Origin of the sequence: Mesotoga sp. HF07.pep.5.2.highcov (genome assembly GCF_003666285.1) — a bacterium.
Lineage (GTDB): Bacteria > Thermotogota > Thermotogae > Petrotogales > Kosmotogaceae > Mesotoga > Mesotoga prima.
The window spans coordinates 1-11,754 of record NZ_JFHJ01000609.1 but is presented as its reverse complement, the minus strand read 5'-3'; the positions used below and the strand labels follow the sequence as shown (position 1 = coordinate 11,754).

The 11,754-nt window shown below is 45.5% G+C and carries 11 protein-coding genes; 7 read left to right on the top strand and 4 right to left on the bottom strand.

From position 1 onward, the window contains the following. Window positions 1–545 (top strand): PhzF family phenazine biosynthesis protein (locus tag BG32_RS13015; RefSeq protein WP_121526957.1); only part of this gene is annotated, 545 nt, incomplete at its 5' end. Here BG32_RS13015 and BG32_RS13010 read toward each other — a convergent pair. Next, window positions 523–1,275, bottom strand: coding sequence for a hypothetical protein (locus tag BG32_RS13010; RefSeq protein WP_121526956.1), 753 nt, complete (start codon window positions 1,273–1,275; stop codon window positions 523–525). The genes BG32_RS13015 and BG32_RS13010 overlap by 23 nt on opposite strands. A 62-nt stretch (window positions 1,276–1,337) precedes the next feature. After that, window positions 1,338–3,068, bottom strand: a complete 1,731-nt coding sequence (locus BG32_RS13005) for a phospho-sugar mutase (protein WP_121526955.1) — start codon at window positions 3,066–3,068, stop codon at window positions 1,338–1,340. Window positions 3,069–3,262: 194 nt separating this feature from the next. Between BG32_RS13005 and BG32_RS13000 the strand changes: the two genes are divergently transcribed. From BG32_RS13000 to BG32_RS12975, 6 genes are all read left to right on the top strand, one after another. Continuing rightward, window positions 3,263–4,579, top strand: a complete 1,317-nt coding sequence (locus tag BG32_RS13000; protein ID WP_121526954.1) for a sigma 54-interacting transcriptional regulator — start codon at window positions 3,263–3,265, stop codon at window positions 4,577–4,579. Between the two features lie 70 nt (window positions 4,580–4,649). Then, window positions 4,650–5,630 (top strand): PhoH family protein, encoded by a 981-nt coding sequence (locus BG32_RS12995; protein WP_099771411.1) that lies wholly within the window; start codon window positions 4,650–4,652, stop codon window positions 5,628–5,630. Further along, entirely contained in the window at window positions 5,593–7,086 is a 1,494-nt protein-coding gene (locus tag BG32_RS12990) for an HDIG domain-containing metalloprotein (RefSeq protein ID WP_099771410.1), read from the top strand. Before BG32_RS12995 ends, BG32_RS12990 begins: the two co-directional genes overlap by 38 nt. Beyond that, the gene (gene ybeY, locus BG32_RS12985) at window positions 7,028–7,456 is read left to right on the top strand and encodes an rRNA maturation RNase YbeY (protein WP_099771409.1); all 429 of its coding nucleotides are present in this window, start codon (window positions 7,028–7,030) and stop codon (window positions 7,454–7,456) included. Before BG32_RS12990 ends, ybeY begins: the two co-directional genes overlap by 59 nt. A 3-nt stretch (window positions 7,457–7,459) precedes the next feature. Beyond that, complete coding sequence (locus BG32_RS12980) at window positions 7,460–8,701, top strand: DUF1015 domain-containing protein (protein WP_121526953.1); 1,242 nt, start codon at window positions 7,460–7,462, stop codon at window positions 8,699–8,701. Continuing rightward, a complete protein-coding gene (locus BG32_RS12975) occupies window positions 8,698–9,384 on the top strand; it encodes a 2-C-methyl-D-erythritol 4-phosphate cytidylyltransferase (protein ID WP_121526952.1) in 687 nt (228 codons plus the stop codon). Before BG32_RS12980 ends, BG32_RS12975 begins: the two co-directional genes overlap by 4 nt. A gap of 22 nt (window positions 9,385–9,406) precedes the next feature. On the opposite strand, the gene BG32_RS12970 is transcribed toward BG32_RS12975, so the two are convergent. Beyond that, the gene (locus BG32_RS12970; RefSeq protein ID WP_121526951.1) at window positions 9,407–10,576 is read right to left on the bottom strand and encodes a hypothetical protein; all 1,170 of its coding nucleotides are present in this window, start codon (window positions 10,574–10,576) and stop codon (window positions 9,407–9,409) included. A gap of 691 nt (window positions 10,577–11,267) precedes the next feature. Further along, on the bottom strand, window positions 11,268–11,754 hold a 487-nt coding region (locus tag BG32_RS12965), incomplete at its 5' end, for an HAD family hydrolase (protein WP_183084342.1).

The window sequence follows — 11,754 nt, the reverse complement described above, 5'->3', positions numbered from 1 at the left end:
TGGGTATTAAAGGCGAGATCTTTTACGAAACACTCAGCGGGAGATTGAAAGTGAGGCTTGTCGATGAAATGATTGAGATGGATTTCCCTTCCGAGGATCCCGCAAGAATCGATCTAGACAGAAGGATCGGGGAGATAATCGGGATTGAAGGCGATGCCTATTATTCGCCAGGTACGGAAAAACTGCTCTACGAAATCCCGGCAAAAGATAAGCTTGAGACACTTTCGTTTGACACCAAAAGACTTCTGAAAACAGATTTTGGTAAACAATCAAAAGGTCTTATCGTTACGTGCTCGGGTGACGAGAGATATGACTTTTACTCCAGATACTTTGCTCCGTGGGTTGGTATAGACGAAGATCCGGTTACTGGATCGGCACACACAGTTCTTGGCCCCTTTTGGGCTAAGAAGCTAAACAAGAAGAAGCTGAAGGCCTGTCAGCTTTCGGCTAGAAAGGGAGAACTCGAGACTGAGTTGCTAGATGACAGAAGAATCCTGATTCGGGGAAAGGCAGTCACTGTAATCAGGGGCGTGATTTCGATCTAGTCTCTTCTTGATCTAATTTGATCCTGAGCTCAGCCTCATCTATCGGTTCTGCGGGATTAACGGTTGCGAAGACTTTTCTAGATGGGTCTTCCTTTGCGATAAAGATCGAAAAACTCACAAGCAGGAGGAAGATCGCTCCCAGGGAAAAACCGGCGACCGTTATGTAACTTGAAAGTTCGAGATTGACGAATCCCACAGCAAATGAGAACCAGGCGAAAACACCTCCCGAAAGGAGGTCTGCCTTGAAATGGGTAAGTATAATTGCCGGAACTAGAAGCAAAAAGAGAAGCAGCACCGAAGCGGCTTCCGAGGAAAAGAATAACGAGAGGCTACAAACCAGTATAACGAGACTAAAGGAAAAGGAAATACTCCCAAGATAGCTCGATTTTATGTGCTTCAGTATTCTGCCATAACTGGGTTTGGATAGCCTCAGAAACTGAGCCGAAAGATACAAGATCGGAATCGCCAGGATCATGGCGATACTCTTAATTTCAACTGCCGAAAAGATGATCCAGAAAGTGAAAGAAGCGTAAAGCGAAAGTAGCCAAACGTTGTCGAAATCTGCCTTCTCATACTTTCTAACAAACTGAAAATGGATTACGATGATGATCGGCCAGAGAAGACTACGGGAAACGGCACGATAGAGATATCCTTCATGTTCTGCTATAGAGCCTTTGGTTAAAATCACACCGAGTATGTAAGAAAGAGCCCATAGGGCAAGGAAGATCATAATCAGGGTTTTAGAAATTTTCAGTTTGCTGCCTCCAATCCGGCGTTTTCAGGCAAGCCGGTCTACTCTACTGACTCTATTCTGCCAAGAACAATCCTTTCGATCCTGTCTACCTTTGACAAAGCTTCCTCTTTATTCTTTGATCTTGAGTAGATATATATTTTGAGCTTCGGCTCAGTTCCCGACGGTCTAACGGCATACCAGGAGCCATCGTCGAAAGAGAATTTGATCACATTCGAAAAGGGGATTCCAGTCTCTGATTCATTCCCGTTCATAATGTCGGTATCAACACCGCTTAAAAAGTCTAGATAGTGAGTAAGCTTCGAACCATCGATTTCGGAAGGGTAGCTCTTCCGGTACTCCTTCATTATTCTTTTGACTCTTTTCTGTCCCGAAACTCCTTCAAGAACGATCGAAATCTGCTTTTCGGAGAAGACTCCATATTTTGCAAAGAGTTCCTCCAGGACATCCAAAAGGGACTTTCCAGCCTTAAGGTAATACGCCGCCATTTCACATAGAAGCATCGAAGTAGATACGGCATCCTTGTCTCTTACGAAGTTCCCTGCTACGTATCCGATACTCTCTTCATAACCGAAGATGAATCTCCCCTCTCCTCGTTCTTCAATATCGAGCGCCTTACCGCAAATATTTTTGAAGCCGGTGAGTGCCTCATAGGTCCTGACATTAAATCCTTCGGCAATTACCTTTGCCATATCTCCCGTTACTATTGATTTCACAATGAATCCGTTTTCCGGAAGCAAGCCCTTCTCACTCATCGAAAGGAGAAGATAGTTGACCAGCAGCGCTCCGGTTTGATTGCCATTCAAAGCGACATAATCGTCGTCATCTCTGACCATTACTGCCAATCTATCTGCATCGGGATCCGTTGCAAGCAGGATATGAGCGTCCTTTTCAAGACCGAGTCTCTTGGCGAGCGCGAAGGCCTTTATATCTTCAGGGTTTGGGTATCCTACTGTTGTAAAATCGGGATCGGGCCATTCCTGTTCGCGAACTACGAAGACGTTCTTGAAACCTCTCTCATCCAGCACACGACGCACAGGAATGTTCCCAGTGCCGTTCAAGGGCGTGTAAACTATCCTTATTGACTTATCCAGCTCATCTTCGGAATCTCTCAGTGTTAGGGACAGGACTTTTGAAATGTATAGATCATCGAGCTCTTTGCCCACTTCTAAGAGCAACCCGTTCTTTCTCGCCACTTCAAGCGGAATCATCTTTGACCCCACGAATAACTCGGTTTTGCGCATTTGAGTGTAGACTTCATCAGCAATCTCGGGAAGAACCTGAGCACCATCATCCCAGTAGAGCTTGTAACCATTGTATTCCTTAGGGTTGTGGCTTGCGGTAATCATTATCCCCGCTACAGTGGAAAGTTGGACTACAGAAAAAGAGAGGAGCGGAGTGGGTCTTATGTCATCAAAGAGATAGACCTTTATTCCATTACCCGCAAGAACGGCTGCCGAAATCTCTGCAAACTCTTTCGACATATGCCTCGAGTCGTGGGCAATCACCACACCCTTTTCTCTGTAAGCGGGGTCTCCTGAAAGAATGAAATTCGCCAGACCCTGTGTTGCCCTCGCAACAGTGTATTTGTTCATCCGGTTGTCACCGGCGCCCAACTTGCCTCTCAAGCCAGCGGTTCCAAACTCGAGCTCTTTGTAGAATCGATCCTTTATCTCCGTTTCATCGTCTTTAATCGATATCAGTTCGTTGCGAGTATGCTCATCGATAGTCGGGCTCTCGAGCCACTTTCTGTAACGGTCTCTGTAGTCCATCTTAACCTCCTCGTCTATATTCAATTATATAGCATCAGTTTGATCAATATCAACGAAGCGAAGGTTGAAATGCGTATACCATCTAGTAAGATCCTCTTCGCCTTTTCAGTTTTCACAGTAGTTTGGTCCTATTGCTGGCACCGACCAGCATTGTATAATCTCAGAGATGACTCTTCACATTTGGGGGTGTAATTTTGCTCTACAGAAAGATCGTGGTCGGGGAAAACCTTGAATCCATGCAGTGCGAAATGTACTTCGAAAGCCTTTTTGATGTTGATTTCGACTACCTTGTCGGTCTGGGGAAGGAGATGCCGACGATTCTCTTCATAGATGCGAGCAAGTACAGCGAAGATGTCCTTAATGATTGGATTTTCGCATTTACCAATATTATTCTCATCAATAACAATCCAATCAGAGCTTTCATCATTAGAGGTTATTCAGAAGAACGTCAGGAATTCAAGGGTTATTACCGTGTTGTCAGTAGTTACAAGAGCCCTAGACAAATAGTCCAGGAAATCACGGAGAATATAGACGAGAATCTAGATAAGATCATTGGAAACAGCAACAGGGTTCTGCAGATGAAGAAAATGATCGTTCTTTCGATGTTCTACGACGGTTCGATAATGATTCTTGGAGAGACCGGATCTGGTAAGAATCTTCTTGCCGAGATTATTGCAAAGCTCTCCCCGAGGGGCTCCAGACCTTTCTACTCTATAAACTGCGCAGCTATACCGGAGAATCTCCTTGAGAGCGAGCTGTTCGGTTACAAGAAAGGAGCCTTCACAGGTGCAACAACCGAGAAGGTCGGCCTTATCGAACAGGCCAATAACGGAACACTTTTTCTGGACGAGATCGGAGATATGCCTCTAAATCTCCAGGCGAAGATTCTTGCCATAACCGAGAACCGAGAGTTCTTCAAGATCGGCGCCACCAAGCCCATAAAAGTTGACGTACGCTTCATCACCGCGACCAACAGGTATGACGATGCTGCTATAAGAAATGACCTTAGATACAGACTATCGGCCGTAAAGGTCGACCTAGCGCCCCTGAGGGAGAGGAAGACCGATATCCCCCAGATCTTTGATGCATTTCTTGAAAAAAAGGGATATCTCGTAAAGTTTGAGAACATTCCTCAAGATCTCAAGGAGAGATTCCTTTCCTACAGCTATCCGGGGAATGTGAGAGAACTGATCAATATGATCGAAGAATACCTGGCAGTAAACGATGTTGTTCAGGCTTCAGTAAACTCCTCAATGTCGAAAAACGTCAAGCTTCTAGCCGAAGAAGCAATGGTGGCAAGAATGTTGAATGGCACAACATATAAAGACTTCCTTCAAGAGGTGTACAAGAGTGTTTCGCATGAACTTTTGGTGCAACGCTCAGAGGTCCTTGGAAACAACATGAACGAGCTTTCAAAGGAATTCGGACTGACAACCAGAAGAATACGAGATCTTCTTGCAGAGGCCAACAGCTACAAAAAAGATCAATCTACTGAAGTCGACGACGAGTGAAAGGGCGATCCTTGAAAACCTCCTTATCCTAGAATATTAATGTATAATCTCTGGAGTAGGAGGTGTTCTTTTGGCAGTACGAAAGCTCAGTCTTCCCATGGGAGTTGAAGTAGCCGAGCTTTTCGGAGAGTACGATCGAAAAGCGAAGTATATTCAGAAAAAACTCGACGTAAGAATCTCTATAATTGGTGACGAAATCTGGATAAAGGGTGAAGACGGTAATGGGATTGACATAGCTGAAAAGATTGTTGATGAACTGGTTCAAATGAGCAGAGACGGTCATCTAGTCGAGTGGAGGGAATTCGAGTACATTGTAGATCAACACCTGCAGCACGATGAAGATGATGATAGTTTCAAGGGAGTCTACAACGAAGTAAAGGAAACGACATTACTTTCCAATAGAATAAGGCCTAAAACAATCGGGCAAAAGAACTACATGGAGACAATGAAAGAGAGAGAGCTGGTCTTTTCCATCGGTCCTGCAGGGACGGGCAAGACGTATCTTGCCGTTGCCATGGCCGTTGACTTTTTGAAGTCTGGCAAAGTCCAGAGAATAATCCTAACTCGACCCGCGGTCGAAGCCGGAGAGAAACTGGGATATCTTCCGGGCACACTTCTAGACAAAGTCGATCCCTACTTGAGACCCCTTTACGATGCGCTCATGGAGATGATACCGGCCGAGAAGCTTTCCTATTACAGGGAGAGCTCGATAATCGAGGTCGTTCCGCTTGCATATATGAGGGGAAGAACTCTGAACAACTCGTTCATAATTCTAGATGAGGCTCAGAATACGACCTATCAACAGATGAAAATGTTCCTGACAAGAATCGGTTTTGGATCGAGGGTAGTTGTCACCGGAGACATTACTCAGATTGATCTTCCAAGGGATTCCGGATCGGGACTTGTCGTTGTGCAGAGAGTCTTGAAATCGGTCCCCACAATCGGCTTCTCCTATTTAACAGACCAGGATGTAGTAAGAAATCCTCTGGTGAAGGACATTATAAAGGCCTACGATGAATATGAGAGAGAAGAAAAAACTGAAGAAAAGTGATCTCTCAAAGGTCCAGTTCCCCCTCGAGAGACTTCTGAACATAAAGGATCTCACTAATTTCATAGTCTTCCCTGTGTTCCTTGCTTTACTAAACAGACTGCCGTTCCTTTCGCTTCCCTCAAAACCTTTTCTGTATTTCGTTGGATCGGCAATTCTTTGGTACATCTTTGCGGAAAGGTCCGTGAGAAGTAACAGGTACTTCAACCTTCACAGCGCATATAGAATAACGTTCTTTTCCGTAGTGTCCTTCGGTGTTTTCGTTAATTCCTTCGTTCCTTCTTTGGGAGATGAGGCGCTTCTGCCAGAAATGACACCTATCTTCTTGAGTGTTTCGATGGTTACCATACTGATAGGCTATCAGGAAGGCATTGGCAGCGGGCTGTTCATGTCGTTTCTTGCATCTGCAAATCTCGACAACTCTCTGGAAACCTTCATATTGTTGTCAGTGGTCGTATTGGCGACTGCCCTCACGACAAGAGCTATAGAGAGAAGGATTGAAATAGCAAGAGCAGGATTCGAAGTCAGTTTGATATTCGTGGCGATAAACGCGATCAGGATGTCTCTTCAGGGTGAGTCCATTAACGCGGTGGATCTTCTGATAGCTTTTGCTAACCCAATATTATCGTCAGTTATTGCTATCGGAATCATTCCCTATCTTGAGTATGCAAGCAGAATCTACTCGAATACGGGCCTCCTTGAACTGGGCAATCTCTCTCACCCACTTCTGAAAAACCTGTCGATTTATGCTCCAGGAACGTATTATCACAGCATCTCTCTTGCAAACCTTTCAGAAGCGGCGGCCGAGCGAATCGGAGCAAATGCAATTCTGGCCAGAGTCGCATCATATTTTCATGACATCGGAAAGTCCAAACGGCCCCAGTACTTCGCCGAGAATCAGCAGGAGGGAACGAATCCTCACGATAACCTCACCCCCTCAATGTCAAACCTTGTGATAAATGAACACGTGAAACAGGGGGTCGAGCAGGCAAGAAAGTACAGGCTTCCGCTTCTTGTTGAAGACGTTATCAAAGAGCACCACGGAACGAGAGTGAAGAAATTCTTCTTTCACAAAGCTAAAAACATTGGGCAAGAAGAGAGAAGCGACGATTTCAGATATCCGGGGCCTAAGCCACAGTTCAAAGAGTCGGGGATAATTATGCTGGCCGATTCGGTGGAAGCTGCATTCAAGAGCATCAAAAAGCCCACACCTGCAAAGACCCAGGAACTGGTCGAGGAGATTGTCAATGGAATCTACAACGAGAGGCAGCTTGACCAGAGCGGCCTTGATCTGAACGATCTCGAGAAGATCATTGAAGCCTTTACTCGGGTCCTCATGAATATGAACCAACCAAGGATCGAGTATCCAAAAGAAACTACGGAAAAGGTGGTATCCATCAATGGAGATTCAAATTCAAAACAAGACATCGAAGAAGATAGAAGAGAGCAGAATATCTAATATTGTAGAAAAGGTCGTCAAGGCAGAGCTTGGAGAAAGGGAGATAGGAATGTTGAATCTCCTTTTCACAGATGACTCTGAAATTCGAAGCATAAACAAAGAATTCAGACACAGAGATGAACCAACGGACGTCCTCTCTTTCCAGTACGGGTTGGAAGAGGAGATAGTAGGTGATATAGTAATCTCGCTTGAGAGAATTTCTGAACAGGCCGGCGAGTTTGGCAACTCCTTTGAAGAAGAGCTCTATTACATATTGATACACGGCGTTCTCCACGTCCTCGGCCACACGCACGAGGGGTACGACGATGAAGGAGAAGAGATATTCAGTCTCCAGAGAGATTACTATAAACGTTTTGTTGAGGAGGGATAGACGTTGTCTGATTTTAGACCATTCAGGGCAGTGAGACCCGCTGAAGGAATCGAGCAGAAGGTCAATTGCCCCCCTTATGATGTTGTCTCATTTGAAGAGGCCAGAGAGATCGGGAGAAATCCCGAGAGCTTCATGCATGTTATCAGGGCTGAGATCGATCTGCCAGTGGACTCAGACCATTACAGCGATCTAGTGTACGAGAAGGCAAGAGAGAACTTTGAAACGATGCTTCAAACTGGAGTCCTAGTACAGGAAGAAGAGCCACTCTATTATATATACTGGCAGAAGATGAAGGACCATATCCAGATCGGAGTAGTTGGAGGAGCAAGTGTTGATGAGTATCAGAAAGACTTGATCAAGAAACACGAGCTCACCAGACAGGATAAGGAAGAAGACAGGATAAAACACATAAAAACGGTAAACGCAAATACTGGAATGGTCTTCCTGACATTCAGATCAAACGAGAAGCTCGAAACTCTCCTACAGAGTTATTGCAGAAAACTGCCTCTTTCCATGCGTGTTATCGATGAAAACGATGTCGAACACAGGCTTTATGCGGTGAAAGAGAGGGATGGAGTTGAAGAAATTCGAGAGGCATTTAAGGAGATCGACTGCATGTACATCGCCGACGGCCATCACCGGGCGGCCTCTTCCTCTAGAGTTAGGGAACTTCTGAAGGAAAGCAATCCCGGGCATACCGGAAATGAAGAATACAACTTCTTCATGGCAGTTGCCTTTCCACATACTCATCTGAAGATTATGGCCTACAACAGGGTAGTTCAGGATTTGAACGGAATGAGCGAAAACGAGTTCCTTGAAAAGGTTGAGCAGGTCTTTGAAGTCGAGAATGCTCCGAAAGACCCGTATGAACCTGCCATGAGACATGAGTTCGGCATGTGCCTTATGGGAAGGTGGTACAAGCTCACCGCCAGAAAGGGTACGTTTGACGAGAATGATCCGGTCTCGAGTCTGGACGTCGACATACTTCAGAAGAACCTTTTGAGCCCTGTTCTCGGAATCGATAATCCGAGAAAGGACTCGAGGATTGATTTCGTTGGAGGCATTCGAGGTCTAAAGGCTCTCGAAAACAGAATAACCAATGGCTGGGCAGTTGCATTTTCAATGTTTTCAACCTCGATGGAAGAGCTTCTCGCCGTCGCCGATGAGGGAAAAATCATGCCCCCAAAATCAACCTGGTTCGAGCCAAAACTGCGAAGTGGGCTGGTCGTTCATTTACTGAAATGAAGACCGGAGCAATCATAGTTGCAGGCGGAACCGGACGAAGGATGAAATCGTCCCTTCCAAAGCAGTTTATGACTCTCGGTGGAAAAGAGATGTTTGTCAGATCCGTGGAGATATTCCACGGATCTGATTTTATTCACTTCACGGTACTAGTTGTACACAAAGATTGGATTGACAAAGCAAAGGAAATACTTCAAAAGAGGGGGATGAACTCGGTGATGGTTGTCCCCGGTGGAGAGAGCAGACAGGAATCAGTATACAAAGGGTTGCTCTCATGCAGAGAAATCAATCTAGAAGCAATAATGATTCACGACGCTGCTAGACCCTTCTTTTCGCGAAAACAGATTCCAGAGCTCCTTCGGCTTGTTGCTCCAGGTAAAGGGGTGGTAGTAACGGAAGGAGTAAACGACACAGTTTATCTTGTAGAGAACGACGAAGTTTTGGATGTACCGGACAGGAGCCGTTTGAGGCTGGCACAGACTCCACAGACTTTTCCATATGATGAAATATTGGAAGCCCATAAAAGGGCGGTTGAAGAAAACATACTTTCGTCTACGGATGACGTACAGCTTTTCGTCAGATCTGGTGGACAGGTGATCACTGTAAACTCGATCGCTCCTAATCCGAAGATTACGACCGCTTTCGACTTCGATATGGCAGAACTACTGATCAGCAAACGTTTATAGGGTGAAGAAGAGAGCGATCTTCTCACATAGAAAACTCCGGAACGGACTCGGAAAGAGCAAATAACTCTTCGATTTCTCCGCCGAAGAAAACACTGTCAAAGAAGAGCTTTACCGCGCTGTCAAGATATTTAATTGCATCTTCATCGTTCATGAACCTTCCCGTTTCGCCGAAGAAAAATGTCAGCGGCGAAAGATTTCTGACCATCGCGAAATCTACATGTCTCATACCGCAGATGCGAAGATTGTAAAAGGACTCGTTTCTATCTTTCGCAATCGTTGAAGAGTACTCCTCGCTGATACCGTGCTCCCATTCTTCAGTTGACATAAGCAGGATCCTATTTGAAAACGCAGTGTCGAGTTCTTGAGCCGAAAATCCCTCGAGAGTCGGATCGGCTAGAACCATGGGAACGTTTTTATTAGCCAGTGCATACTGAATGGCAACCGCACCTCCTCCCGAGTGTCCATACAGTCCGATCTCATTCATATTAAGCCTTTCGAAGAAATCCGAAGAGGGGTCTTCGTTCATTCCATTAAGGTATTCGATGGCATAGTTTATATCGCGAGCCAGGTATTCGGAAAGCATTCTAACCTTTGACTCCCTTGTTCCTTCAGGCAATCTCTCAAGAAGATCATTGCCGAGGAAGTAGTGTACATCCCCGTTCGAAAATGAAACCACCGCGCAGGCTCCCGGATGTTCTATACCCACCACCAGATAGCCGGCGCTTGCCAGTGATTCTGCAAGAGAGGTATGCAACTCGCTTATAGAAGACCATCCAAGAAGCAAGATTATGATCGGCCAGGTCGACGAGTCGTCCACGGGAGGCGCATCGATAAAGGAATTCGTTTTTACCTGATATATGTGTTCGAAGAGTTCCTTGGGATACCCGGTCATTATTTCGAAGCCCTGATAGACCAGAGGATCGTTATCTATCCATCCCTTTCTCGGAGCCGTGGAAACATCTCCAGCGGGATACCAGACCTCGAGACGGATCTTACCAGGATCGGAGTAGTCGATTCCGGCAACACTCATCGGTTCAGGATTAGATACTTCGTAGGAACGAAATCCAACATTATGGGGGCCGTCGGGCAAAGGCATATGATTCAACGGAAACAAATAGTTCAGAATCGCGATTACTCCCATAAGAAGACTGAATATCGCTACAATAGTTGAATAGCCACCCTTCGTCTTCATCACGGAACCTCCTCGAAGCTATGTCTTTCCGACCGCTACCTCTCTTCTAAATTATATCAACTCTCACACCTAGAACAGAAGCTTACCTGTAAGAAAGATCCAGCAGAGCACCACTATCTACCGAGGCATGCAGACTTGCTGAGTGACCTCTGACACTTCTTCGCAAAAACCATTTCTGTCTCATGAGTAAAGATCCCGTTATTTATTCTCTAAAAGCCAGTTAGATTCATCCCAAAATTCTTTCACCTTTCCGGAGAAGGGAAGATTTGGAAGCAAACTGAAACAAGATCCACTGTAGTGAATCTTAAGCAGATCTGAACTGGTCAATTCGAGATCAAATTGCCATTGGTTCTGAGAATACGTCCCCCGTTTATAGGTTAAGACAACTGTGATCGACTTCTCGGTAAGCTGATTTCTCCCTGCATAGTTATCGATGATGACTGTACTGAAGCTAATTTACGACACCTAGACTCCTGTTCCTCCGAGCTTTTCTGCGGAAGCCTGAATTGATCATCTGAGATACGCTAAAAAAGAACAGTTATCTCATCTACTGCTCTTCAGCCTGAGCAAAGCCAACTACGACGATCCTTTAGTCGTTCGTTCTGAAGAAGGGATTGTCGCAGCTATCGGAACCTTCCAAAATGCGTACAGAGGATCATCCCTTTTCACGCTGTTTCTGTGTCATGAACCGTTACGGAAAGATAAGCTCTATGAGTGCAGAAAGCGGGGAAAAGTCGGGAATAAGAACGTCGGCGCCGGCTCTCTTAAGTCTATTAAACTTCTCTTTGTTCCAGCCGAACCCTTTCCTTTCGTCGGAAGCCACCCCTATGGTGAAGGCTCCGGCTTCCTTTCCCACGCTAATTTCAACCGGACCATCTCCTATGACAATCAGCTCGTCGGGTTGCAATTTCCTATCCGTCAGTAGTCTCTGTATTACCTTCTTCTTCGAGTACTCCTCGAAGCTGCTCAAAGCTCCATAGACACCTCCGCCCATGAAGTCATAAACTCCCAGATATTTCGACTCTTCTATAACGTCTTCCAGATCGGTTCCTGAAGCAACAAGAAGAGTAATTCCCCTTTCATGAAGTGATTTTAGAAATTTCAGTGAACCGCAAACCAGGTACCTGTCTCTTGAATCCTCATTGATCCGCTTTCTGACTATCTCTTTCAGATGCGCA

Coding starts and splice junctions, on each gene's coding strand:
- BG32_RS12975 (WP_121526952.1), top strand. CDS start 8,698: ATGAAGACCGGAGCAATCATAGTTGCAGGCGGAACCGGACGAAGGATG.
- ybeY (WP_099771409.1), top strand. CDS start 7,028: ATGGAGATTCAAATTCAAAACAAGACATCGAAGAAGATAGAAGAGAGC.
- BG32_RS13005 (WP_121526955.1), bottom strand. CDS start 3,068: ATGGACTACAGAGACCGTTACAGAAAGTGGCTCGAGAGCCCGACTATC.
- BG32_RS12990 (WP_099771410.1), top strand. CDS start 5,593: ATGAATATGAGAGAGAAGAAAAAACTGAAGAAAAGTGATCTCTCAAAG.
- BG32_RS13010 (WP_121526956.1), bottom strand. CDS start 1,275: ATGATCTTCCTTGCCCTATGGGCTCTTTCTTACATACTCGGTGTGATT.
- BG32_RS12970 (WP_121526951.1), bottom strand. CDS start 10,576: ATGAAGACGAAGGGTGGCTATTCAACTATTGTAGCGATATTCAGTCTT.